This is a genomic window from Paenarthrobacter sp. NPDC089675, assembly GCF_044749185.1.
Lineage (GTDB): Bacteria > Actinomycetota > Actinomycetes > Actinomycetales > Micrococcaceae > Arthrobacter.
Window position 1 is genome coordinate 194,335 of the sequence record NZ_JBIVHM010000007.1, and the last position, 23,769, is coordinate 218,103.

The 23,769-nt window shown below is 64.4% G+C and carries 20 protein-coding genes; 5 read left to right on the forward strand and 15 right to left on the reverse strand.

What is annotated here, in order from left to right; all coding sequences use genetic code 11:
• Window positions 1–11: 11 nt before the first annotated feature.
• The 4 genes from ACIPY2_RS16120 to ACIPY2_RS16135 form a co-directional block, all read right to left on the reverse strand.
• Window positions 12–1,055, reverse strand: coding sequence for a LacI family DNA-binding transcriptional regulator (locus ACIPY2_RS16120; protein WP_400267391.1), 1,044 nt, complete (start codon window positions 1,053–1,055; stop codon window positions 12–14).
• An 85-nt stretch (window positions 1,056–1,140) separates the two neighbouring features.
• On the reverse strand, window positions 1,141–2,802 hold the full coding sequence (locus ACIPY2_RS16125; protein ID WP_400267392.1) for a sugar ABC transporter substrate-binding protein: 1,662 nt from the start codon (window positions 2,800–2,802) through the stop codon (window positions 1,141–1,143).
• 55 nt (window positions 2,803–2,857) lie between these two features.
• Window positions 2,858–3,781 carry a carbohydrate ABC transporter permease gene (locus ACIPY2_RS16130; protein ID WP_400267393.1) on the reverse strand — a complete coding sequence of 308 codons (924 nt, stop codon included), beginning with the start codon at window positions 3,779–3,781 and terminating at the stop codon, window positions 2,858–2,860.
• Window positions 3,782–3,811: 30 nt separating this feature from the next.
• Window positions 3,812–4,840 carry an ABC transporter permease gene (locus ACIPY2_RS16135; protein WP_400267394.1) on the reverse strand — a complete coding sequence of 343 codons (1,029 nt, stop codon included), beginning with the start codon at window positions 4,838–4,840 and terminating at the stop codon, window positions 3,812–3,814.
• A gap of 183 nt (window positions 4,841–5,023) precedes the next feature.
• Between ACIPY2_RS16135 and ACIPY2_RS16140 the strand changes: the two genes are divergently transcribed.
• Window positions 5,024–6,070 (forward strand): formylglycine-generating enzyme family protein, encoded by a 1,047-nt coding sequence (locus tag ACIPY2_RS16140; protein ID WP_400267395.1) that lies wholly within the window; start codon window positions 5,024–5,026, stop codon window positions 6,068–6,070.
• Between the two features lie 66 nt (window positions 6,071–6,136).
• Here the strand turns inward: ACIPY2_RS16140 and gatB are convergent, their stop codons facing one another.
• Genes gatB through ACIPY2_RS16160 form a run of 4 tightly spaced genes read right to left on the reverse strand, consistent with a single transcriptional unit; the run spans window position 6,137 to window position 10,427 of the window.
• A complete protein-coding gene (gene gatB, locus ACIPY2_RS16145; RefSeq protein WP_400267396.1) occupies window positions 6,137–7,645 on the reverse strand; it encodes an Asp-tRNA(Asn)/Glu-tRNA(Gln) amidotransferase subunit GatB in 1,509 nt (502 codons plus the stop codon).
• Complete coding sequence (gene gatA, locus ACIPY2_RS16150; protein WP_400267397.1) at window positions 7,645–9,186, reverse strand: Asp-tRNA(Asn)/Glu-tRNA(Gln) amidotransferase subunit GatA; 1,542 nt, start codon at window positions 9,184–9,186, stop codon at window positions 7,645–7,647. Before gatA ends, gatB begins: the two co-directional genes overlap by 1 nt.
• Before the next feature lie 5 nt (window positions 9,187–9,191).
• Entirely contained in the window at window positions 9,192–9,488 is a 297-nt protein-coding gene (gatC, locus tag ACIPY2_RS16155; RefSeq protein WP_400267398.1) for an Asp-tRNA(Asn)/Glu-tRNA(Gln) amidotransferase subunit GatC, read from the reverse strand.
• Between the two features lie 60 nt (window positions 9,489–9,548).
• Window positions 9,549–10,427, reverse strand: a complete 879-nt coding sequence (locus ACIPY2_RS16160; protein ID WP_400267399.1) for a cytochrome c oxidase assembly protein — start codon at window positions 10,425–10,427, stop codon at window positions 9,549–9,551.
• 92 nt (window positions 10,428–10,519) lie between these two features.
• On the opposite strand from ACIPY2_RS16160, the gene ACIPY2_RS16165 reads away from it, so the two are divergent.
• Complete coding sequence (locus tag ACIPY2_RS16165; RefSeq protein ID WP_400267400.1) at window positions 10,520–12,049, forward strand: LCP family protein; 1,530 nt, start codon at window positions 10,520–10,522, stop codon at window positions 12,047–12,049.
• 35 nt (window positions 12,050–12,084) lie between these two features.
• Here ACIPY2_RS16165 and ACIPY2_RS16170 read toward each other — a convergent pair whose 3' ends face one another.
• Window positions 12,085–13,563: a CitMHS family transporter gene (locus ACIPY2_RS16170; protein ID WP_400267401.1), complete on the reverse strand. Its 1,479-nt coding sequence runs from the start codon at window positions 13,561–13,563 to the stop codon at window positions 12,085–12,087.
• Between the two features lie 199 nt (window positions 13,564–13,762).
• Here ACIPY2_RS16170 and ACIPY2_RS16175 point away from each other — a divergent pair, with 199 nt between their 5' ends.
• Window positions 13,763–15,451: an ATP-binding protein gene (locus tag ACIPY2_RS16175; protein WP_400267446.1), complete on the forward strand. Its 1,689-nt coding sequence runs from the start codon at window positions 13,763–13,765 to the stop codon at window positions 15,449–15,451.
• Window positions 15,444–16,103 carry a response regulator gene (locus tag ACIPY2_RS16180; RefSeq protein ID WP_400267402.1) on the forward strand — a complete coding sequence of 220 codons (660 nt, stop codon included), beginning with the start codon at window positions 15,444–15,446 and terminating at the stop codon, window positions 16,101–16,103. The genes ACIPY2_RS16175 and ACIPY2_RS16180 overlap by 8 nt, the downstream gene beginning before the upstream one ends.
• Window positions 16,104–16,124: 21 nt before the next feature.
• Here the strand turns inward: ACIPY2_RS16180 and ACIPY2_RS16185 are convergent, their stop codons facing one another.
• Window positions 16,125–16,505, reverse strand: a complete 381-nt coding sequence (locus ACIPY2_RS16185; protein WP_400267403.1) for a RidA family protein — start codon at window positions 16,503–16,505, stop codon at window positions 16,125–16,127.
• Between the two features lie 52 nt (window positions 16,506–16,557).
• Window positions 16,558–17,070 (reverse strand): GNAT family N-acetyltransferase, encoded by a 513-nt coding sequence (locus ACIPY2_RS16190; RefSeq protein WP_400267404.1) that lies wholly within the window; start codon window positions 17,068–17,070, stop codon window positions 16,558–16,560.
• 230 nt (window positions 17,071–17,300) lie between these two features.
• On the opposite strand from ACIPY2_RS16190, the gene ACIPY2_RS16195 reads away from it, so the two are divergent.
• A complete protein-coding gene (locus tag ACIPY2_RS16195; RefSeq protein ID WP_400267405.1) occupies window positions 17,301–18,668 on the forward strand; it encodes an LLM class flavin-dependent oxidoreductase in 1,368 nt (455 codons plus the stop codon).
• A 10-nt stretch (window positions 18,669–18,678) separates the two neighbouring features.
• Here the strand turns inward: ACIPY2_RS16195 and ACIPY2_RS16200 are convergent, their stop codons facing one another.
• The 4 genes from ACIPY2_RS16200 to ACIPY2_RS16215 form a co-directional block, all read right to left on the reverse strand.
• A complete protein-coding gene (locus tag ACIPY2_RS16200; RefSeq protein ID WP_400267406.1) occupies window positions 18,679–19,890 on the reverse strand; it encodes an AAA family ATPase in 1,212 nt (403 codons plus the stop codon).
• 7 nt (window positions 19,891–19,897) lie between these two features.
• On the reverse strand, window positions 19,898–20,734 hold the full coding sequence (locus ACIPY2_RS16205; protein WP_400267407.1) for an inositol monophosphatase family protein: 837 nt from the start codon (window positions 20,732–20,734) through the stop codon (window positions 19,898–19,900).
• A complete protein-coding gene (ligA, locus tag ACIPY2_RS16210) occupies window positions 20,731–22,968 on the reverse strand; it encodes an NAD-dependent DNA ligase LigA (protein ID WP_400267408.1) in 2,238 nt (745 codons plus the stop codon). The genes ACIPY2_RS16205 and ligA overlap by 4 nt, the downstream gene beginning before the upstream one ends.
• 61 nt (window positions 22,969–23,029) lie before the next feature.
• On the reverse strand, window positions 23,030–23,680 hold the full coding sequence (locus tag ACIPY2_RS16215) for a hypothetical protein (RefSeq protein ID WP_400267409.1): 651 nt from the start codon (window positions 23,678–23,680) through the stop codon (window positions 23,030–23,032).
• Window positions 23,681–23,769 lie beyond the last annotated feature (89 nt).

Here is a 23,769-nt window from a genome sequence, read left to right on the forward strand (position 1 = left end):
TCTGCTGTTTCTTAGTTAAGTCTGGTTGCGGCACTGCGATGGGGTGCCGATTCGCGGACGAAGAGCTGCCAAGGGAAGTCCAGGACAGCGGGTGCCTCCGGACCGCCGTCGTCCGTTGCCCGCTGGAGGAGCAGGCGGGCGAGTTTGTCGAAGAAGTCCACCGGGCCCACGGTGCTGAGCGACGGCGACATCCGCTCGCCCTCCACCGTGTTGCCCACGCCGATGATGTCCACGTCGTGTCCAACCGCGAGCCCAAGGCGTTGGGCGGCGTTGATGGCACTCACTGCGGCGAAGTCGGTGGTGGCGTAGATGGCGGTGGGCCGATCCGGGATGCCCAGAAGCCTCGTAGTTGCCGCGAACGCACCCGAGATGGTCCCATCGAAGAGCCCGAGGTACTCTTCCCGTTCTTCGATTCCGGCAGCCGTCAGCGCTTCCGAATATGCCCGGTAGCGGCTGCCGCCGGAGGTGCCGGAAGCCGTGGCCGGGGTGAGGCAGGCGATCCGCCGGTGGCCGTGGATCAGGTGTTCCACGGCCATCCGGCAGCCCGGCTCCGCAATGGAGCGGATGACGTCGAAGCCCTCCGGTTCCAGCTTTTCGTTGAAGACCACCAGCGTGGTTCCATGCTCGGCCAACTTACGCAGCGCAGCAGTCTGATCGTCGCGGACGGCGTCCACGAACACGGCATCGGCGTTGTGGGTGCCGAGCACCTTCACCCAGTCGGCGTCCCCGAGGATCATCGGTGTGATTCCCAACGGTGATGCCGCCTTTTGGACAGCCTCCACCACGGACAAGGACCACGGATCCGAGAGCATGGTCAGCGAGAGGATCACGGTGTTGGTGCGGCCGGTCCTGATGGCGCGTGCCGCCTGGTTGGGACGGTACCCGAGCCGCTCCGCAGCTGCCTTGACCTTTTCCGCCGTCGGATCGGAGACGCCGGGCCCGCCCTCACCCCGGCGCCCTGACAACACATAGGAGACCGTGGCGGTGGAAACGCCGGCGAGTTCGGCCACCATGCGGATGGTGGGCCTGACGCGGGCGCTGCTTGTCTTTGCCATGGTTCCCCCTGGGTGTTGGTGTGGATGAGGTGCGTGTCCGTGGTGTCGAGGCTAGCCCGGGAAGCCGGGCCTGTCCGGGAAGCTGCTAGCTCCGGAACACCGGCGCGTTGGGATCCAACGCGGCCTGGTACTCGTCGCGCATCTTGTCGCCGCCCTCGCTCTTCCAGCGCTTGACCGCGTCCTTGAGCTCGTCGATCTTGGCCCTGCCGGTGATGATGTCCACCACCTTGTCCCTAAGTTGCTTGGTGATCTTGGCGCCAACCTTGGCGTTGGTGTCCGAGTAGGAACCGTTGGTGGGGTTGCGCCACGCAAGTTCCAGCAGCTTCTTCTCCTGCTCGCTGACGTAGCGCGTATCGTCGTCGAATCCCGGGTTGAAGATGACGTTCTCCGGGCTGGCCATGATGTTCAAAGCCGAGACAAGGCCAGGGGCGTTGGTGGTGCCGGTGTCGGTGCGGACGGGGTTTCCGCTGCCGTCCAAGGTGTAATCCTGGCCGAGCTCGCCGAAGTTCTTCTGCATGTACTCCACGGTCCCGAACGGTGCAGAGAGGTAGTCGATCAACGCAAGCAGTTCGCGGATCTTCCCCTCGTCGGCCTTCTTGAAGGGAGTGAAGCCCACGGTTCCGTAGCCCATGTCGTAGGTCGGCTTGACCTTGCCGTCGGCACTGAACGGAATCAGGATGTCGAACTTGGCTGTCCGGCTGAGCGAACGGTAGCTGCGGATGTCATGCGGACCCACCACTACCTGGGCGGCAACCGTGCCGTTGGCTACGCGGTTTCGAATGTCCGTGGCCTTGGAATCGGGATAGAACACACCTGCTGCAAACATCTTCGCGGTGAATTCGACGCCGGCCATGTATTCGTCGGTTTCGTAGAGGTGGGTCAGGGTGCGGTCCTTGTTGACGGCCCAGCTGTTGGGCGCACCAAACCATTCCGTAACCATGTGCAGTGCATTGATGTACGCCGGTTCCAGCGCGTACTTCTGCTCACCGGGACGGGTCAGTTCCTTGGCCTTGTCCAGGAACTCGTCAGCACTGGATGCTTCGAAACCGCCCACCTGCGCCCACATATCGTGGTTGCCCAGGTACACCTGGCCGAACGGCGTGCTGGGGATGGGAGCTCCCCAGATCTTGCCGTTGACGACGGCGGTCTTCCAGGAATCCGGCTTCAGTGCGGCCAGGTTGGGGTACTCAAGGACAGCGTCGCCGGAGAGGTACGGCGTCAGGTCCTGGAACTTGGCCTCGAGCATGGGCCCGACGTTGGGGATGCCCTGGTTTGGCGGCACCCACATCATGTCCGGGAGATCGTTGCTGGCCAGGACTGTGGCGAACTTGGCCGGATAGCCGTCGCCGATGTCTTCGGCGATTTGCAGCTCCAAGTCACCGCCGAGCTTGGCGTTGAGCCGCTGCCAGAAGGGGTTGTCCTTCAGTCCGGGGCTCATAGTGTCGAACGTTTCCGTCAGGCCCGTGACCTTGCCCTTGAGCGGCGGGGTCTTCACGGACTGCACGGCGCCGGGCAGTTTGAAGTAGCCCGCCTGCAGGCCTTGGGCGTTTCCGGCGAGGTCCGGCGTGACACCCGTGAATTCCTTGTACGTGGGCAGCTTGACCGCGGCGGAGGCAGCGGCGCCCCCACCCCCGGAAGCTCCGCCGCCGCCACAGGCGGACAGACCGACGGCGGTCACAGCCAGGCCGGCGAGGCCAAGGAAACCGCGGCGGCTGAATCCAGCCTGCCCTGAGGTATTGCTTGTCATGGCATAACCCTTTCTGGTTACTTTCCTGGTTTGTTGAATCGTGAGGTTGATGGACCTAGCCCTTGACGGCGCCGGTGATGACGCCCTTGGCGAAGTGCTTCTGGAGGAACGGGTAGACCATGAGGATGGGTACCAGGGCCACCACGACGACGGCCATCTGGATGGATTGCGGCGGCGGGCTGGTAGTGATTCCCAGCTGGTCGGCGGCCCCGCTGCCCTGGACCACGAAGTTCCTGAGCAGCAATTGGATGGGCCATTTGCTGTGGTCGTTGATGTAGAGCAGTGCGTTGAAGAACGAGTTCCAGAAACCGACGGCGTAGAACAGGCCCACCACGGCAATCACTGCCTTGGACAGCGGCATGACTATCCGCCACAGGATCTGCCAGTCATTCGCGCCGTCAATCCGGGCGCTTTCGATCAGCTCCCCGGGGATGTTCATGAAGAAGGAGCGCATCACCACAAAGTTGAACGCGCCGAAGATGCCGGGAAGGATCAGGGACCACAGCGAGTCCAGGAGGCCCAGTTGGCGGATCATCAGGAACGACGGAATCAGGCCCGGCGCGAACAGCAGGGTAAACAGGACGGCAAGCACCACAGGGCGGCCGAAGAGGACTGAACGGCTCGTGGCGTACGCCATGGTGATCGTGACGAAAAGGGCCAGGACGGTACCCACCACGGTGATCAAGGCGCTCACTCCAAGGGATTGCAGCACCATGGGGCCTTTGAAGATCGTGGCGTAGGCATCCAACGTGGGGCGTTCCGGCCAGAGGACGAAGCCGCCGGCTTTGACCAACTGTTCGTTGTCCGCGAGGGAGGTTGAAACCACCAGCAGAATGGGAGCGAGGATGGACAGGCTGAAGAGCACCAGCACCACCGACTTGACGGTCTGGTAGAGCGCGGAAGGGCGTTCCTTCCAGACCGGGCGCTTGGGGTTGTAGCTCAGTTCCCGGGGTTTGCGGGTGAAAAGTGTTGTTGCCATGGGGGTTCTCCTTGTACGGCCGCCGCTGGGCTAGCCGACCTTCCGTGCGAAGATGCCGTCTTCGCCAAAGCGGTGTGCCAACTTGTTCGCGCCATATATCAGCAGCGCGCTGACCACGCCCTTGGCCAGGCCAGCGGCTGCACCTGAACTCCAGCCGCCACCCACCACGCCGGTGTAGTAAGTGAAGGTGTCCAGCACTTCGGCGGCACCGGCACCTACGGCGTCGCGTTGCAGGATGAACTGCTCGAAGCCCACCGAGAGGATGTCGCCGATGCGCAGGATCAAGAGGAGGACGATCACGGGACGGAGGCCCGGGAGGGTGATGTGCCACATCCGGCGCCATCGGCCTGCTCCGTCGGCCGCTGCTGCCTCGTAGAGGGAGGCATCGATGCTCGCCAGGGCCGCGAGGAAGATGATCATGGCCCAGCCGGCGTCCTTCCAGATCATCTGGACCACCACCAGCACGGGGAACGTCTCAGGGTTGGTCATGAACGGGATGGGGTCCATGCCCCAGCCACGGAGCAGGTTGTTCACGAAGCCCGCCCCGCCGAGCATTTGCTGGAAGAAGGCAATCACCAGGACCCAGGAAAGGAAGTGCGGCAGGTAGGCGATGCTTTGGAAGACCTGCCGGACCCTGGTGCTGATCAGTGAATCGACGATCAGGGCCAGTACCAGCGGGACCGGGAAGAGGAAGACCAACTGCCAGGCGGCGAGGTAGAGGGTGTTCCAGAACGCATGGATGAAATCGGGGTTCCCGAACAGGTCCACGAAGTTCTGCCAGCCCACCCAGAGGCTGTCACCGATGCCAAGGTACGGCTGGTAGTCCTGGAAGGCGATGACGTTGCCCAGGATGGGGATGTAGAAGAAGAGCAAGAGGAAGGCAATGCCCGGCAGCATCATGAGGAGCATCTGTTTGTCACGCCGCAGGCGGGACCGGAAGCTCTGGCTCGGTGGCTTGCTGCCCTTGCCCTTCCGGGAGCCGGACGTCTTCACGTCCGCCTGCGCCGGGACACGGCGGGCTTCGGACAATGCCGGAGCCTGTTCCGTTGTCGGGTTCATGCTGTCTCCTCAGATGGTGAGTGTGATTCAAGCCACGTTCGTTAACCGTTTAACAAACAATAAGTGACGCATGCATCATTTGCAAGATCATGATTGAAACTGAGCGTAGCGCTCACTTTCCATCACGTTTGGCGCGGGTGCCTCCCAGTAAGATGGTGCAAGGCAAGCCCAAAGGCGGCTTCTATGGAAGAAAGGGCGGCAATGGCAGAGTGCTGCGGTGCAAGCGCCGGCGTCCCGGAACTCTCGACGCCGGGGCTGACGCAACCACGTCGGGCGGCGGAAAAACAGCAAGAGCCAGCTGCCGCCGTCGTGCGTTCTTCCGTAGGCTCCCCACCCGTAGCGGCGGCCGCCGCCAACGACGTCCCGGTCCCCGCCGGGACCTTTGCCATGGGTGACCCGTTCAATGAAGGCAACGTCGGCGATGGTGAAACGCCCGTCCACGAGGTGGCCGTCTCGGCATTCCGGATCAGCGCCACCACTGTGACCAACCAGGAGTTCGCCGCGTTCGTCGACGCCACGGGGCACCTGACAGAATCAGAAGCTTTCGGCACCTCAGCGGTGTTCCACCTCGCCGTCAAGGCCGACCCCAAGGATGTCCTCAACCGGGTCAACGACGTACCGTGGTGGTTCAATGTGCGTGGTGCCGACTGGGCTCATCCCGCGGGGCCGCTCTCGAACTGGAGCGATATCCCGGACCACCCCGTCACCCACGTTTCCTACAACGACGCCCTTGCCTATTGCGCATGGGCAGGCCGGCGGCTCCCCACCGAAGCCGAGTGGGAATACGCGGCCCGTGGCGGTGGAGCGGGGCTTCGCTACCCGTGGGGCAACCAACTCCACAACGCCGCAGAGGGCGAAGAGCGTCACAACTGCAACATCTGGCAAGGCGAATTTCCCGTGCGGAACGACGAAGAGGACGGCTTTCTGGCCACCGCTCCGGCACGTTGGTTCACCCCCAACGGCTTCGGGCTCTACCAGACCAGCGGCAATGTCTGGGAGTGGTGCAGCGACTGGTTCCTGCCCAAGTACTACAAGACGTGCCTGGCGGCGGGCACCGTTGAGGACCCGCAAGGACCCAGCATCGGGCGCGGGCGCGTGATGCGGGGCGGCTCGTATTTGTGCCACGACTCGTACTGCAACCGGTACCGGCTGGCAGCCCGCAGTTCCAATACTCCGGACTCGGCCAGCGGCAACCTCGGATTCAGGACAGTGGCGCTGCAGCGCCCATAAAAAAATAGCTCGCAGTTGTGGTTGTTCAATCCTCAAAACAACCACAACTGCGAGCTACTTGAGGGCCTAGCCCTCTACCCCGAGCTTCTCGAGGATGAGTTCCCGGACGCGGCCGGCGTCGGCCTGGCCACGGGTTGCCTTCATGACTCCGCCAACAATCGCGCCGATGGCCTGGATCTTGCCACCGCGGATCTTCTCGGCCACGTCGGGCTGGGCAGCCAGTGCGGCATCGATGGCTTCCAAGAGCGGGCCGTCGTCGGAAACAACGGCCAGGCCGCGCTTCTCGATGATCTCCTCCGGGGTGCCTTCACCGGCGAGTACGCCGTCGAGGACCTGCGAGGCCATCTTGTTGTTGATCTTGCCGCCCTCAACCAACTTGTTGAGCTCAACGATCAGCTGTGGCGTGACACCAAGCTCTGCCGGCTCGACGTCGGCAACCTTGGCGCGGCCGACCACCTCGCCCATCCACCACTTGCGGGCAACGTCCGCGGTGGCTCCGGCGGCCACGGTTTCCTCGATCGAGTCCATGACACCGGCATTGACCACGTCGCGGAATTCGAGATCGGAGTAGCCCCAGGCTTCCTTGAGGCGCTTGCGGCGCTCGGCCGGCGGCTCGGGCAGCGTGGCACGGAGTTCCTCCACCCACTCACGCGAAGCAACCACGGGAACCAGGTCCGGCTCCGGGAAGTAGCGGTAGTCGTCGGCGTCGGACTTGGCGCGCCCCGACGTCGTCGAACGCGTGTCCTCGTGCCAGTGTCGCGTTTCCTGTATGACCGGCTGACCGGAGTCGAGGACAGCGGCGTGACGCTGGATCTCGTAGCGAACGGCGTGTTCCACAGCGCGCAGCGAGTTCACGTTCTTGGTCTCGGAGCGGATACCGAAACGTTCCTGGCCGTGCGGCCGCAGGGAGACGTTGGCATCGCAACGGACGTTGCCGCGCTCCATGCGGGCATCGGAAACACCGAGGTTCTTCACGATCTCGCGGACGGCGGCAACATACGCCTTCGCCAGTTCGGGTGCACGGCTGCCCGCGCCCTCGATCGGCTTGGTGACGATTTCCACCAGCGGAACGCCGGATCGGTTGTAGTCCACCAGGGAGTAGTCCGCACCCTGGATGCGGCCTGCGGCGCCGCCCATGTGGGTAAGCTTGCCGGCGTCCTCTTCCATGTGGGCGCGTTCGATTTCCACGCGGAAAACCGTGCCGTCTTCCAATTCGATGTCCAGGTAGCCGTCGTAGGCGATCGGCTCGTCGTACTGGGAGGTCTGGAAGTTCTTGGGGGTGTCCGGGTAGAAGTAGTTCTTCCGGGCGAAGCGGCAGGACTCTGCGATCTTGCAGTTCAGCGCCAGGCCGATCTTGATGGAGGACTCTACGGCCGTCTTGTTAACCACCGGGAGGACACCGGGCATGCCCAGGTCAACCTCGTTGACGTTGGTGTTGGGCTCGTCACCGAAGACGTTGGGGGCCGAGGAGAACATCTTGGTCTTGGTGTTGAGCTCCACGTGGACCTCGAACCCCAGGACGGGATCGTACTTCTCCATGGCCTCTTCGAAGCTCAGGGTTGCGTCGACGGACATTAGTTGGAACCTCCGGCGGTTGTTGCAGCAGAACTCAGCACAGGTGCCTTCGCGAGAATCGGGCCACCCCACTGCTCTTCAAGGGCGGATTCGAGCACGGCGCCCACGCGGTACAAGCGGGCGTCTTCACGGGCAGGCGCCAACAGCTGGATCCCGACGGGCAGGCCGTCTTCGTCAGCGAGGCCGCCGGGCAGGGACAGGCCCGGGATGCCGGCCAGGTTGGCCGGGATCGTGGCGACGTCGTTGAGGTACATGGCCAGCGGATCGTCGAGCTTCTCCCCCAGCTTGAACGCCGTGGTGGGCGCCGTCGGGGAAATCAAGACGTCGGCCTGCGCAAACGCGGCATCGAAGTCGCGTTGGATGAGGGTGCGGACCTTCTGGGCCGAGCCGTAGTAGGCGTCGTAGTAGCCGGCGCTCAGGGCGTAGGTGCCCAGGATGATGCGGCGCTTGGCCTCGTCACCGAAACCGGCAGCACGGGTGGCGGCCATGACGCGCTCGATCGTCATGGGACCGTCCTTGGGGAGGACACGCAAGCCGTAGCGGACGCCGTCGAACTTGGCCAAGTTGCTGGAAACCTCGGACGGCATGATCAGGTAGTAGGCACCCAGGGCGTACTTCAGGTTGGGGCACGAAACCTCGACGATCTCGGCGCCGGCGTCCTTGAGCAGCTCAAGGGACTCGTTGAAGCGGTTCTCAACGCCGCCCTGGTAGCCCTCGCCGTGCAGTTCCTTGATGATGCCGATCTTCACGCCCGCGACGTTGCCCAGCCGGGCAGCTTCCACCAGGTTGTTGAAGGGATCCGTCAGTGACGTGGAGTCGAAGGGGTCGTGTCCGCCGATGACTTCCTGCAGGAGCGCGGAGTCAAGCACCGTACGGGAGACGGGACCGATCTGGTCCAACGACGAAGCCATGGCAATGGCACCGTAACGGGACACGGCACCGTAGGTGGGCTTCATGCCCACAGTGCCGGTGACCGCACCGGGCTGGCGGATGGAGCCACCGGTGTCAGTGCCCAGAGCCAGCGGAGCTTCGAAAGCGGCGACGGCGGCTGCGGAGCCACCGCCGGAACCGCCGGGAATGCGGTCCAGGTCCCACGGGTTGCGGGTGGGTCCGAAAGCGGAGTGTTCGGTGGAGGAGCCCATGGCGAACTCGTCAAGGTTGGTCTTGCCCAGGATGGGCATCTTGGCGGCGCGGAGCTTCTTGATGACCGTCGCGTCGTAAGGGCTGTGCCAACCTTCAAGGATCTTGGACCCTGCCGTGGTCGGCTGGCCGATGGTGACGATCAGGTCCTTCACGGCGATGGGCACGCCTGCGAGCGCGTGCAGTTCTTCGCCGGAGGCACGGGCAGCGTCAACCTCGGCCGCAACTGACAGCGCTTCCTCGGAGTTGACGTGCAGGAAGGCGTTGACCTGGCCATCCACATCGGCGATCCGGTCCAGGTGCGCCTGCGTAACCTCGACGGCGGAAACCTCGCGGGAGGCCAGCTTGGCGGCGAGGTCGGCAGCGGAGTGGCGGATGAGTTCGTTCTTAGCTTCAGTCATGGTTGTTAGTCCTCATCCAGGATTGCCGGAACCTTGAAACGGTTCTCGGCGGCATCGGGAGCTCCGGACAACGCCTGCTCTGCCGTGAAGGTGTGCCCCACAACGTCCTCGCGGAAGACGTTGGTCAGCGGAATCGGGTGGGACGTGGCCGGGACGTCGTCCCCTGCGGCTTCGCTCACGGACTTCACCGAGTCCACGATGACGGCGAGCTCGCCTGCCATTCTGTCCAGTTCCTCGTCACTCATTTCAATGTGCGCAAGTCGCGCAAGATGCGCGACGTCGTCACGGTTGATCGCAGCCATGGATCTCCCCTGCAAAGTTCAAATGGTTTTCCGGTCCAGTCTACTTGGCGGGCGCAGGCTTCAACGCCCGCGCAGGTGTTGCCTGTTCAGTTCGTCCAACTGCTCATCGGTCAGTTGGTCGAAACCCCTGGCCTCGCGTTTATCGCTCCTGGCAAAGCGGACGAACATCAAGATGATGAGGGGCAGGTCCACCACTTCGCAGATGAACCACAAAGCGTCCCCCGCCAGTTGCTGGTCACGGAGCGGATCGGGGAACCATCCGGGCACGGACTGCAGGGCCATCACCCCGTCAAGGACCTGTCCGTTGAGCCGCAACAGGATTCCGGGTACGGCGTCGGCCAGCAATTCGATGAACACGAAGACGAATTCGAGGGTGATGTAAGTGCTTGACCGCTGGAAGTCCGCTTCTTCGATAATGGGCAGCGCCATCAACAAGCCGAGCAGGGGAATTCCCAGGGTCAGCAGCGTTTCCGCCAGTGGATCTGCGCGCAAGGTATGGAACGCCGGAGTGAGGAATGTGGAGAAGAGGGCCAGTCCGAGCAGCGGTGCGGCAAGCGAATTACCGAAGAACCGCACCACCCGATGGCGCAGTACACGGTTCAAGCGTTCGATCCCGGCTTGTGGCAGGGCCGCACGGGCCAGCGTGATCGGCCGGCCCAGGCCCATCAGCAGGGGCACCACGAACAAGAGCAAGGAAACCTTGAGGGTAAAGGCCCAGCGCAACTCAGCGCTGTAAACCCCCGTGAAGCCGCAGGTGAGCACTGCCATGGAACCCAGCCCCAGGACGTAGAACGCTACTGTCCGCCAAAGCGGCCAACGGTGCCCTTTGCGGGCCGCGGTCCTGACGCCCATGCCATAGAGCACAGCGAAAGTACAGATCATTGCGAGGGCTGCCCAGTCGATTCGCCAGGCGCTTCCAAGGACTTCAAGGGGCGGCACAGGGCAATGATATGCCCGCCGGCTGATAAGGGAATTTCCCAGATTCGGCCAGTAATATGGGCCGTTTCTTACCCCTAGGAAAGGCCAGCGCCGTGCAAGGTCGTCACGGAAGTCCCGACCCCAAACCCACTGATCCGTCTCCCGCAGGCTACCCGGGCCAGGGAAACCTCGTCCAGGGAAGCCTGGGCGGCGCGCCCCGCAGAAGGCGCCGCGGACTCAGGATCACCGTACTGGCAGTCGCTGCCGTACTCCTTGGCGTCCTGTGTTTTGGCGGTTTCTGGTTGTGGAAGCTGCAATCAAACATTGCCACCGGTTCACTCGGCGCAGGAGGCACCCGGACAGAGGGTGCCGTGGACGACCGAAAGGATCGCTTGCAGATCCTGGTCCTGGGCAGCGATACCCGAAGCGGCAAGAACAGCCAGTATGGCTCCGCAGACCAATCCTCCGGCTACGGGCAATCCGACGTCATGATGCTGGTGGACATTTCGGCCGACAACCAGAACATCAACGTCATCAGCTTCCCCAGGGACCTCCTGGTGGACGTGCCCGAATGCAAGGACCAGGCCACCGGGCAGCAACATGCGGCCCGCCCGGACGTGATGATCAACAGTGCCATGGCGGAAGCGGGAATCGGGTGTGCGGTGGATACCGTCAACAAGCTCACCGGGCTGGAAGTGGACCACTTCATGATGGCGGATTTCAACGCCGTCAAGGAACTGTCCACCACGGTGGGCGGGGTGGACGTGTGCGTCAATTCCGCGGTCAATGATCCTGAATCCGGCCTGCACCTGCCGAAGGGCACCTCCCAAGTCCAAGGCGACCAGGCTTTGGCCTTCCTGCGCACGCGCCATGCCTTCGCGGACGGCGGAGACCTGGGCCGCATCCAGGCGCAGCAGGCGTTCCTTGGTTCGCTCACCCGCAAGCTGAAGTCCGAGGGGACGCTGTCCGATCCCCAAAAGGTGCTGGGCATCGCCGACACCATGACCAAGAACCTCACCGTGGACACGGGCCTGGCATCGGTCCCGTCGCTACTGACCATCGCCGACCGGCTCAAGAACATCGACCCCGCCAAGGTCAACTTCGTCACAGTCCCCACTGTTCCTGCCCCATCGGACCCCAACCGGCTGGCCTTGGACGAACCGGCGGCCGGAAACCTGTTCTCGGCACTCCGGAACAGCGCCGACCTCAGCAAGGGGGCGCCGGCGTCGTCCGATCCTTCCTCGGCCCCTGCGGCTCCCGCCTACGACAAGTCGCTCCAGCCGGTCTCGGTGGCCAACGGCACCAATGTGGCGGGCCGGAGCAACGCGATCGCCGCAACGCTCACGGCGGCCGGATTCACCAAGGTCACCAAGCTGCAGGCCCAGGCTATTCCCCGCACCACGGTCTACTACCAGGCTGGCTTTGAAGACGTCGCTACCGATGTCGCGGCGATGTTCGGGCTGCCCGCAACAAGCGTGCAACCCGCCACGGCGATCCAGGGCGTACAGCTCTACGCCGGCGAGGACTTTGCCAGTGGCGACAAGCCCGTCCAGGCCCCGGCCTCCGGCAGTGCGGGAGCAGGCGGCGTCACTGGGCAAACAGCAAATGACCAGACCTGCCAGGCGACTAACCCGGCAGGCTGATCATTTGCGGTGTTGTTGGGTTGGGTCGGAACGGGTTAGCCGATTCCGATGGCTCCCGTCAGCATGCCGACGGCAAGCATGACGATCGAGATGACGGCCGTGCGCCACAGGACCTTCTTGTGGTGGTCGCCCAGTTCCACCTTGGCCAGGGAAACCAGGAGCAGGATGGCCGGAACCAGCGGACTCTGCAGGTGGAAAGGCTGGCCGGTAATGGAAGCGCGGGCCATGTCTGCTGCCCCGACGCCGTAGTGTGCGGCGGTTTCGCTGAGGACAGGCAGGACGCCGAAGTAGAACGCATCGTTGCTCATGAAGAACGTCATGGGGATGCTGAGCACGCCGGTGATGACTGCCATGAACGGGCCCATGTCCGCCGGGATAATCTGGACCAGCCACTCGGACATGGCCTTGACCATTCCGGTGCCGTTCAGCACGCCGGTGAGGACTGCTGCTGCCATGACCATGCTGACGACGGCGACGATCGACGGCGCGTGGGCGATCAACTGCGCGCCCTGGTCCTTGACCTTGGGGAAGTTCACCAGCAGGGCGATGGCGGAGCCCACCATGAACACAAACGGCAGCGGGATGATGTTGGCAACCAGGGTCACCATCACGGCTACGGTCAGTGCGAGGTTGAACCAGAACAGCTTGGGACGCAGGGTGGCGCGGTTGGGATCGAGAGCGGTGTCGGCCATCGCGGTGTCGTGCTCGTCCACCAACTCTTCGGTGCGTTCCAGGACCACGACGCCGGCGCCTCCGCCGGTGCCCGGCTTGCCTGCGTTTTTGGTTGGGCCGGTGCCTGAACCCCGGCCCGAACCGCCGGTAACCGAACCGCCGCGGCCGTTGCCGCCGTCGAAGGCTTCCGAAGCATCGGCTGCGTCGCCCCAGATTTCGGGAGCGGTGGCGCGGAGGCGGTTGCGTTCCTGCAGGCCGAGCAGCCAGGAGAAGACCAGCACAACGATCAAACCGACAATGAGCGACGGGATCATCGGGACGAAGACATCATTGACGTCGAGCTTCAGGGCAGTGGCTGCGCGGGCTGTGGGTCCGCCCCAGGGCAGGATGTTCATGGTGCCGTTTGCCAGGCCGGCCACGCAGGTGAGGACAACCGGGCTCATCTTGAGGCGCAGGTAGACCGGCAGCATGGCTGCGGTGGTGAGGATGAAGGTGGTGGAGCCGTCGCCGTCCAGGGAGACCGCTGCGGCGAGGATGGCCGTGCCGAGGACCACCTTGGCGGGGTCGTTGCCCAGCTTGCGGAGGATGAACTTCACCAGCGGATCAAACAGTCCGACGTCGATCATGAGGCCGAAGTAGATGATCGCGAACATGAGGAGCGCGGCCGTGGACGTCATGGACTTCATCGAATCCATGACCATGGGACCGATGCCCAGGCCCGCACCGGCGAAGAGGCCAAAGATAGTGGGGACGATGATCAGCGCCAGGACAGGCGTCAACTTTTTGGTCATGATCAGGACCATGAATACCGCAATCATTGCGAATCCAAGCAAAACCAGCACGGCCGGCTCCTTACTACTGTGAACGGCAACACTTCGGTGTGATGCGCACTACAAACCGTAGGGTGGCCCCGGTCACGCACAGGGGTTTGTGGGAATTGATCGGAATACTGCTCGTTGCGAACGTTTTGCGCATTGTGCTCAGTGCTTCAATGGAGCTGGAGGAAAGGAGCCAACGGTGCCGCGCTTGAAGAGGGTCAGTATGCGCTTCTCCACCCAGACGCTGCTCCTCCAGCTCGGTGTGGTCCTCTTGGTGGTGCTGCTCAGCGGCGTCGTGCACGCCTGGCTGGTCTACGACCGGATCGGCACGGAAGCGGAAAACCAAGCACTCACACTGGCCCGCACGGTCGCAGCGGATCCCGATATCCGGACAGACGTCCAGGACATCAGCAAGGAAGAGGGCACCCCTCCCCCGTCGGTCCTCGCGGCAGGCTCCCTGCAGGCCGCTGCCGAAGCAGCCCGGATCCGCACGGGCGCGCTGTTCGTCGTGATTACGGACGAGACCGGCTTGCGACTGGCCCACCCGGAACCCTCGCGCCTCGGCGAGCGCGTCAGTACAGATCCCTCCGTTGCCCTCGCCGGCCAGGAGATCACCACCCGCAACACGGGCACGCTGGGGCCCTCGGCCGGCGCGAAGGTGCCCATCTACGCCCCTGGGACCACCGGTGGAACCATCGTCGGAGAGGTCAGCGTGGGCTACTCGATTGAATCGCTCACCAAGAGCCTGGCCCGGGATATCGTTCCAATCGCGTTGACGGCCGGCGGCGCTTTGCTGGCCGGAGTGCTGGCCTCATTCCTGCTCCGCCACCGCCTGCAACGGCTGACGCTGGGACTGGAACCCGAGGAAATCAGCACCCTGGTCCACGACCAGGTGGCGGTACTGCAAGGCGTGGACGACGGCGTGATCGGTATTTCCGCCGACGGCAGGATTTCCGTGTTCAACGCCGCGGCCTCCAGGCTCCTGGAGGTTCCGGACGCCACGGGACAGGACTGGGCCACCGCGCCGGTCCCCGGCCAGCTCAAGGGCCTCACCCGCCCGGCTCCGCAAGACGCCGAAGCCGTTGAGGTCGTGGCGGGTGGCAGGGTGCTCGTGGCCAGCGCCCGGAAAGCCTGGCACCGCAAGGAGGACCTAGGCTGGGTGGTCATGCTTCGCGACCGCACCGAGTTGCAGCAATTGACCCGACAGTTGGATGCCGTCGGCACCATGTCCACGGCCCTGCGGGCACAACGCCACGAGTTCGCCAACCAACTCCACACCATTGCCGGGTTCATGAGCATCGGCCAGCACGAACAGGCCAAGGAATACCTTGAACGGCTCTCCGCCACCGGACCCTTGAAGTTCCCGGTGGAGCAGGCGGAGCTGCTGCAGGATGCCTACCTTCAGGCGTTCATCGGCGCCAAGAGCGTGGAAGCCTCGGAGCGCGGCGTGGCCCTGCGCATTGGCCCGGAGACGTTGGTCCGCGGCCATGTGGCCGATCCACAAGACGTCACCACGGTCCTGGGAAACCTGATCGACAACGCCGTCAACGCCGCCGTCGCCGGCTCAGCCGCTGAACGCTGGGTGGAGGTTGAGCTCCTGGACGATACCGCGCACGACGGCGGCACCCTCCACATCGTGGTGGCGGACTCGGGCGACGGTTTGGGAGGGATCGAACCGGAGGACGTGTTTACGGAAGGATTCACGACGGCGGACCACCCGGCGCGTCCGGGCGCCGGCCAGGGCCTGGGCCTGGCCTTGGTCCGCCAACTCACCCGGCGCCGCGGTGGCGATGTCCGGGTACTCGAACCCGGCAGCACAGGCGGACCCGGAGCAGTGTTCATGGCGTCCGTACCGGCCGTGATGGACGTGGCGGGCGGACAGGCAGATTCAAGGAAGGACAACAGTGGCTGAGGACCTGAGGGTGTTGATCGTGGACGACGATTTCCACGTGGCCCGGCTTCACGCGGCCTACGTGGATTCAGTGGCCGGCTTCATGGCACTGGCGCCCGCCGGCTCGGTCTCGCAGGCGTTGCAGGCAATCCACAGCCTGCGGCCGGACCTGGTGCTGCTGGATGTCTATCTTCCGGACGGATCGGGCCTGGATCTGCTGGGCCAACTCGACGTGGACGTCGTGATGCTCACGGCAGCTTCCGACGCCCCGTCAATCCGGGTAGCGCTGCGCCGCGGAGCCCTGGGGTACCTGTTAAAGCCCTTCACGGCGGAATCCCTGTCACAGCAGCTGAGGTCCTACGCCCGGTACCGCCGCATCCTCGGACAGCAACAGAACGTTGACCAGGCCAGCATCGAGCGGGCCAAACGCGCCCTCATCCCCGGTGACGTCACGCCGTCCGCCAAGCCGCGCTCCGCCACGGAAGCGGCAGTCCTGGAGTCCCTCGTGGCGGGCGAACAGTATTCGGCAGCGGAAGTCGCGGACCGGGTAGGCGTCTCCCGGGCAACGGCGCAAAGGTACCTGTCCTCGCTCGCGGACGATGGCGCCGTCGAAATCCAACTCCGCTACGGAACCACGGGCCGCCCGGAACACCGCTACGGCATCCCGGGCTGACCCAACCAGGGCGCGGAGGCGCTACGCGGACTTCTGCGCTACGAGCTCGATCTCCACGAGCATCTGCGGATCGAGGAACGGCAGCACGTGCACCAGGGAAAGAGTGGGCCGGATTTCGCCGAAAACCTCGCCGTGCGCCCGGCCGGCGTCTTCCCATTTGCTGATGTCAGTCAAGTACAGCTTGGACTGCACCACGTCCTCGTACGCGAAGCCGGCTTCGTCCAGGACAGCGCCGAGCTTCTCCAAGATGTACTTGGTTTGCGTGTAGAAGTCATCGCCCACAATGCCGTCCGCGCCTGAAGCTGCAGTGGCTGAAATGAAGAGGGTGTTGTCCACTTGGACTGCACGGGAGTAGCCGAGGGTCTGTTCCCAGACCGAGCCCGAGCCGTATGTCTTGCGCATGGTGCGCCTTTCCTGTCGCTTCCCGGCCTGTTACCGGTTTTACGAGGAAACTTTATGGCTGCGGGAGCTCAAGCCTGTAAACGAACAGCTTTATGTCGGTCCCCGGCACAAACCAGTCGCGCTCGGGAGCACGGTCAAAACCGGTGCGCTGGTATAGGGCATTGGCGCTTTCCCACGTGGCGCCGGTGGTGAGGCATACGGCATTGATGCCATCGGTTGCCTGCGCCTGCTCGACGACGGCCTTCACCAGGGCCCGTCCGGCACCGGAGCGCTGTACTGCGGGATCCACCACGAGGGTGCGGAGCTCGAGTTCGCCTTCCAGCCCGATGTCCGAGAAGCCACCGCCGGCAGGAGCTGCCGTCACGGAACCGATGATTTCACCGTCCCGTTCGGCCACCAGGATATCGGCGTGCTTTGCCCTGCCTGCAACGTTCTGCAATTCCAACAGGTACGGGTGGTCGGCGCTGCCGTAGTAGCCCGCGGTGACGTAGGAGTCCAGCGTAATCCGGGCAACGGCGTCGTAGTCTTCGGGAAGGGCGGGGCGGACAGTAATCGACGGAAGCACCAGTCAATGGTAGTGGCACCGGCGGCCTTTGTTGCGCGAAATGGCGCTTTCCGTGACCGAACTATCAGTCCCAGCGTTTCGCTCGAAGGCGCGGAATTGAGTTGCGTTGCGTGCCATGAAGTTCGGTTTCGCACCGTTGCGGGCTTGTGTCGGAAGGCTGGCGCAGGGTGATGGGCCCGTGTTGGAGTTGCCAAAACCGTCCCGCCAACCATCCACCTCAAGGAAGAAACATGCCTACCCCACCACGCAAACTCCACCTCAACGCCTTCCTCATGAGCACCGGCCACCACGAGGCCTCCTGGCGCTTGCCGGAAAGCGATCCCCTCGCCTCCACCAAGATCGAGCACTACCAGCACTTGGCACGCACGGCTGAACGGGGAAAGTTGGATTCCATCTTCTTCGCCGACTCCCCCGTACTGTTCGGCGAAGTAGGCCGGCGTCCCGTCGGAAAACTGGAACCCACCGTCCTCCTCACCGCCATCGCGGCCGCCACGCAAAAAATCGGCCTGATCGCCACAGCCTCCACCACCTACAACGAGCCGTTCAACCTGGCCCGCCGCTTCGCTTCGGTGGACTGGGTCAGCGGCGGACGCGCGGGCTGGAACGTCGTCACCACGGCAGGCCCGGACGCAGCGCGCAATTTCGGCGTGGATGACCAGCCGGCCCACGCAGTCCGCTACGAACGCGCCGCCGAGTTCCTCGACGTGGCCCAAAAACTCTGGGACAGCTGGCAGGACGACGCCGTGCCCGCCGACAAGGCTGAAGGCGTGTGGGGCGACTCCACCAAGATCCGCGCGATCGAGCACGAGGGCAAGCACTTCCGCGTCCGCGGACCGCTCAACGTTCCCCGCTCTCCGCAAGGCCACCCGCTGATCGTCCAGGCAGGCTCCTCCGAGAGCGGCAAGAAGCTCGCTGCCCAATACGCCGAAGCAGTGTTTACCGCCCACCAGACCCTGGCGGACGCCCAGGCGTTCTACGCCGACCTCAAGTCACGGACTGTGGCCGTGGGCAGGGACCCCGAAGGCATCAAGATCCTGCCCGGCATCGTTCCCATGATCGGGTCCACCGAAGCCGAGGCGCTGAAGCTGGAACGCGAACTCGATGAACTCATCAAGCCCGAATACGCCCGTGAACAGCTGGCCAAGACGCTCCGGTTGTCCCCGGAGGACCTGCCCCTGGACCGCCAGTTGCCGGCCGACCTTCCATCCGAGGACGAGATCGAGGGTGCCAAGAGCCGCTACACCCTCATCGTGGAACTGGCCCGGCGGGAGCAGCTCACAGTCCGGCAGCTTATTGGCCGCCTCGGCGGCGGCCGCGGCCACCGAACCTTCTCCGGGACCCCCGAGCAGGTTGCCGACGCCATCCAGGACTGGTTCGACGCCGGTGCTGCCGACGGTTTCAACATCATGCCGCCGGTGCTGCCTTCCGGCTTGGAAGTGTTCGTGGACCAGGTGGTGCCCATCCTCCAGCAGCGCGGGCTGTTCCGGACCGAGTACACGGCGTCCACGTTGCGCGGACACTACGGCCTGGCACGCCCGGACAACCGCTTTGCGGACAGCGAGGCACGCGAACTTACCTCGATCGGTTCTGCGTTCTAGCGTTTGGGGTTCAGCGCTTGGGCCAGCTCCAGGGAGGGCCTTCAAGCGCTCCGAGCCCCTTGATGCGGGTTTCGCCAAGGTCCTTGTAAAGCTCATGTTCCTGTGCCGCGCCGCTTTCCCGGAGGGCTTTGAGCAACGCCTCGGAGTGGGTCACCACGATCACCTGGCTGCTGGCACTGGCCTGGACAATCAGTCCTGCCAGTGCCGGCATCAGGTCGACATGGAGACTGGTCTCAGGCTCGTTGAGCACCATGAGCTCAGGCGGCCGTGGCGTCAGGAGGGCGGCCGCCAGGAGCAGGAAACGCAAGGTTCCATCAGATAGTTCGGCCGCTTTCATGGGCCGCAACATCCCCGGCTGCTGCAACTCGGCGCTGAACCGGCCATCGTCGCTCACGGCCACTTTGAGCCGGCTCCCCGGAAAAGCGTGGTCGACGGCGGCATCCAACTGGCGTTCGAAGCCCACCTCCCGAAGGGTCTGCAACGCCGCCGCGAGGTCCTTCCCACTGTGGTGCAGCACCGGGGTGCGGGTGCCGAGCTGGGCTTGGCGGGCGGGTGCCTCGGCGTCGGTGCGGAAGTGGTCATAGAACCGCCAGGACCTGACCGAGTCCCTGACACGCAGTACCTCCGGCGCCCTGTCCAGGTCCGAGACCTCGGTCAGCATGCTCTGGAACGTATCGAGCCTGCGGGAGAGCTCCACCCAGTCCCCGGCAGGACCACGCAATCTGGCCAGGCTTCCCTTCCGGTCCACCAACAGCGAGCCCGGCCGGGCAACAGGGCCGGAAAAGATCTGCTCCCGCTTGATCTCGGGATCGCGGCCAAAGGCTGACCGGCGTGGCTTCCCGGTCTCCTCGTCGAAGCCGGCCCCGCCGGGTACAGGGATCCCAAGGTCCACCAGGTACCCAAAGTCGTCGCCGGAGTAACCGAGCTTCAGGTTGATGACGTCCTTGCGTACGGTGCCCTGTACCGGGACCTCTCCGCGGCGCATTGCTTCGCTGATGGTCTCCGGTCCAGCCCACAGCGTGGAAGCCAAGCCGCCGTCGCGGGCCAGGGAACCCACCACGTTGCCGGAATCGCCTCCTGCACACTCCGCCAACAGCCGCAACGCCCTGTACAGCGAGGACTTGCCGCTGCCGTTGGCTCCGGTCACCACGTCCAGGCCCTGGAGCTCCATGGTCAGGTCCCGGATGGAGCGGTAGTTCGCGATGGCCAGTGTACGGATCATCGCTGCATCACAAAGGGAACTTGCCGGACAACTCCAAGGTGGCGGCACACGTCCATGCGGCCAGCCGGTCCTCGGTGGCCGGACCGCCGTCGAGCGGACTCGCAAGTTTGGGCCTGCGCACCCAGCATCCGGCTTCTTCGGCGATCAAGGCGCCGGCAGCAAAGTCGTGCTCGTTGAGTCCCCGCTCACCAAAAGCGTCCACTGTTCCATCGGCCACGAAGCACAAGTCCAAGGCTGCGGATCCCAGTCGACGGACGTCGGCAAATCCTTCCATGAGCTCGCCAAGCCCTGCCACCTGGCTGGCACGCGTGGAAGGATCGTAGCTGAACCCAGTGGCCAGGATAAGGCCCTTGCGTCCCGCTACCGGTCCGGTCAGCTCCGCGGACTCCGCGCCGACTTCCACCCGGGCCCCATGCCCGCGGGCCGCCGAATAGACCCTTCCCAGGGCAGGCGCGTGGACGACGCCGGCCAGCCAGACGCCGTCGGAATCGGCTACCGCCACGGAGGTGGCGTAGTAGGCGATGTTGCGGATGAAGTTGGTGGTGCCGTCCAACGGGTCGATGGACCAGCGGTACCCGGAGGGGTCCTCGGGGCGGGTGGTGCCGTGCTCTTCGCCGGTGATCGTGTCATTGGGCCGTGCCTCACTGATGGCCAGGCGCACGGCGTTTTCCGCGGCAACGTCGAACTCCGTCACCCAGTCCCCGGCCTCACCCTTGTTTTCCAGGCCGAGCCCTTCACCGCCGGTCCCGGTGAATGAACGCTTCGCCAGGACGGCAGCGCCGGCAGCGGCCGCTGCCTTGGCTACTCCCAGCAGATCCAATGCGTCGGCCTGCTGCCGGGTCATTCGGTGCCCGATTCCGGCCCGTTGGCCAGCAGTTCGCGGAAACCGTCCTCGTCCAGCACGGGAACGCCCAACTGTTCGGCCTTGTCCAGCTTGGTGCCCGCGCTTTCTCCGGCCACCAGGTAGCTCGTGTTCTTGGACACCGAGCCTGCCGCCTTCCCGCCGCGGATGATGATGGCCTCCTTGGCCTCGTCCCGGCTGAAGTTGGGCAGGGTTCCGGTCACCACAATGGTGAGGCCTTCCAGGGTGCGCGGCGTAGCGGTGTCCCGTTCATCTTCCATCCGCACGCCCGCTGCGCCCCACCTGTCCACGATCTCGTTGTGCCAGTCCACGGCGAACCATTCCTTGAGGGCGGCCGCGATGGTTGGTCCTACGCCGTCAACGTGGGCCAGTTGTTCTTCCGTGGCATTGCGAATGGCGTCCATGCTGCCGAAATTGGTGGCCAGCGCCCGGGACGCCGTAGGACCAACATGCCGGATGGACAACGCCACGAGCACGCGCCACAAGGGCTGTTTCTTTGCCTTTTCGAGCTCTACGAAGAGCTTCTCCGTGGTTGCCGTCGGCTTGGATGGAGTCTTGGCCGTGGCCTTGGTGTAAAAGTACGGCACGAGTTCGTACTGGCCGGTGCCGACTCCCTTGGACTTCTTCTCCCGACGGATCAGGACGTTGGCGAGGTCCTCCTTGGTCAGGTCGAACAACGCGGCCTCGCTGGTCAGCGGCGGCACCTCCGGTTCGGCGGGCTGGGTCAGCGCGATGGCAGCTTCCCAGCCCAGGGCCTCGATATCGAACGCGCCACGGCTGGCCACATGGAAGACGCGCTCACGCAACTGCGAGGGGCAGGACTTGCCGTTGGGGCAACGGATGTCCACGTCACCTTCCTTGGAAGGTGCCAGCGGGGTTCCGCACGACGGGCACTCAGTAGGCATCACGAATTCACGGACAGGCGGATCCTGCTTGTCCCTGAGCGCCAGGACCGGGCCGACGATTTCGGGAATGACATCTCCGGCCTTCCTGAGAATGACGATGTCCCCGATCATGACGCCCTTGGCTTTGACCACGTCCTGGTTGTGCAGTGTTGCCATGCCGACGGTGGAGCCTGCCACCTTGACCGGTTCCATCAGGCCGAAGGGGGTAACCCTGCCCGTGCGGCCAACGTTGACCATGATGTCCAGGAGTTTGGTGTGGACCTCTTCCGGCGGGTACTTGTACGCCGCCGCCCAGCGCGGGACGCGGGACGTAAAACCAAGGGCCCGCTGGGTGGCGAAATCATCGATCTTCACCACGATGCCGTCGATCTCGTGCAGGAGGTCGTGGCGGTGCTCTCCATAGTGGGCAATGAACTCCAGGACCCCTTCGTAGGTGTCCAGGACCTTTGAGTAGGGGCTCACAGGCAGACCCCACTCCGCCAGCAATTCGTAGGTTTCCGACTGGCTGGCAGCTTCGAGGCCTTCCCTGGCACCAATGCCATGGACGAACATGCTCAGCGGCCGCTTAGCCGTTTCGGCCGGGTCCTTTTGGCGCAGGGAACCTGCGGCTGCGTTACGAGGGTTGGCCAGTGGCGCCTTACCCGCAGCCACCAGGGTTTCGTTGAATTCCACGAAGGCCTTGGAAGGAATGAAGACCTCTCCGCGGATTTCCACCTCGGCCGGGAAACCCGAACCGCTCAGCTGCCGCGGGATCTCCTTGATGGTCAGCACATTGTGGGTTATGTCTTCTCCGGTGGTGCCGTCCCCGCGGGTGGCGGCACGGACCAGTTTGCCGTCGCGGTACAAGAGGTTGACGGCGAGGCCGTCGATCTTCAGCTCGGTCAGCCATGCGATCGGCGGCACCCTGTCTCCCAGCTTGGCCACGGACGCTTCGGCCTTCCGGACCCACGCTTCAAGCTCATCCAGGGAAAAGACGTCGTCAAGGCTGTACATCCGCTGCAAATGCTCCACCGCGGCAAAGGCGGCGGAAACTTCGCCGCCCACTTCCTGGGTGGGGGAATCGTTGGAGACCAACTCCGGGTGGAGAGCTTCCATTTCCTCCAGGCGCCGATACAGGACGTCGTACTCGGCATCCGAAACGGTGGGAGCGTCTTCCTGGTAGTACGCGTAACGGTACTTCCGGACCAGGTCCGCCAGTTCCTGGTACTCGTCCCGGAGGTTTTCCGACGGCGGATTGCCCTCGTCCGCCAGAATGGAGGCGGCAGCCTTGGAAGTGGTTTCGACCCGATCTGGATTCTCTGGTGTGCTCACAGATCTATCTTGCCAAACGGCACAGACAATATGGGCGAGTACCAGCCGGGTCAGTCGCCTATCAATGCGATGACAGGCGGTTCTTGCTCCACAACGCAAACGCGAGGCCGCCCAGGCCCACAAGGAGCACCCCTCCGAGGATCCCGAACAGGCCAAGCATGTTGGGGCCGGAGAAGTTGGTGGTGGCCATCGCCGCGGCCTGCGTCTCCTTGCCCTTGTCCACCGGCGTGTTCCAGTTGCTGGACTTGGAGGGGCTTGGGGTGGACGTCGGCGTGGCCGAAGCGGCAGCCGATGCGGTCGCCGTCGTGGTTGGTTCCGGAGCGGCCGACGGCGGTTGCGCCACTTCGGGGGCCGCCGTGACCGGAGCCTGCACTGCTGCAGGCTGCGGGGCTTGGACGGCCGGGGCCGGAGCCACCGGCCCCGGGGCAGCAGGCGGCTGTGCCTCGCGAACGCGGGTGGGTTCGGGTTTGGGTTGGGGCTGGGGCTTGGTCTTGCCGGCGTCCGGAACCAGCACGGGCTCAGTGGGTGTGGGCTCGGTGGGGGCGGACAGCGTCGGGCACGAACCGGCCGTTGACGGAACGCAGGGGGCCGCATTGGCAGCACCCTGTGGCGCCAACCAGGCACCGGCAGCCAGCAGCACGCCTGCCAGAACGGCGGGCACGCGGCGGCGCAGGGCGGATGGCATAACGGCAGGTAGAACGGTGCGTTGCATGGAGCATGACCTCGCTGGGGGCGTTGGGGCGCTTTAGGCAGTCCGGAAGTCCGAATGTCTCCGGCATCCTCCTACACGAGGCCACGCAG

What these genes read in the sequence shown, in the direction of transcription:
- ACIPY2_RS16120 (WP_400267391.1), bottom strand. Translation starts at nt 1,055, where the DNA reads ATGGCAAAGACAAGCAGCGCCCGCGTCAGGCCCACCATCCGCATGGTG.
- ACIPY2_RS16125 (WP_400267392.1), bottom strand. Translation starts at nt 2,802, where the DNA reads ATGACAAGCAATACCTCAGGGCAGGCTGGATTCAGCCGCCGCGGTTTC.
- ACIPY2_RS16130 (WP_400267393.1), bottom strand. Translation starts at nt 3,781, where the DNA reads ATGGCAACAACACTTTTCACCCGCAAACCCCGGGAACTGAGCTACAAC.
- ACIPY2_RS16135 (WP_400267394.1), bottom strand. Translation starts at nt 4,840, where the DNA reads ATGAACCCGACAACGGAACAGGCTCCGGCATTGTCCGAAGCCCGCCGT.
- ACIPY2_RS16140 (WP_400267395.1), top strand. Translation starts at nt 5,024, where the DNA reads ATGGAAGAAAGGGCGGCAATGGCAGAGTGCTGCGGTGCAAGCGCCGGC.
- gatB (WP_400267396.1), bottom strand. Translation starts at nt 7,645, where the DNA reads ATGTCCGTCGACGCAACCCTGAGCTTCGAAGAGGCCATGGAGAAGTAC.
- gatA (WP_400267397.1), bottom strand. Translation starts at nt 9,186, where the DNA reads ATGACTGAAGCTAAGAACGAACTCATCCGCCACTCCGCTGCCGACCTC.
- gatC (WP_400267398.1), bottom strand. Translation starts at nt 9,488, where the DNA reads ATGGCTGCGATCAACCGTGACGACGTCGCGCATCTTGCGCGACTTGCG.
- ACIPY2_RS16175 (WP_400267446.1), top strand. Translation starts at nt 13,763, where the DNA reads ATGCGCTTCTCCACCCAGACGCTGCTCCTCCAGCTCGGTGTGGTCCTC.
- ACIPY2_RS16185 (WP_400267403.1), bottom strand. Translation starts at nt 16,505, where the DNA reads ATGCGCAAGACATACGGCTCGGGCTCGGTCTGGGAACAGACCCTCGGC.
- ACIPY2_RS16195 (WP_400267405.1), top strand. Translation starts at nt 17,301, where the DNA reads ATGCCTACCCCACCACGCAAACTCCACCTCAACGCCTTCCTCATGAGC.
- ACIPY2_RS16200 (WP_400267406.1), bottom strand. Translation starts at nt 19,890, where the DNA reads ATGATCCGTACACTGGCCATCGCGAACTACCGCTCCATCCGGGACCTG.
- ACIPY2_RS16205 (WP_400267407.1), bottom strand. Translation starts at nt 20,734, where the DNA reads ATGACCCGGCAGCAGGCCGACGCATTGGATCTGCTGGGAGTAGCCAAG.
- ACIPY2_RS16215 (WP_400267409.1), bottom strand. Translation starts at nt 23,680, where the DNA reads ATGCAACGCACCGTTCTACCTGCCGTTATGCCATCCGCCCTGCGCCGC.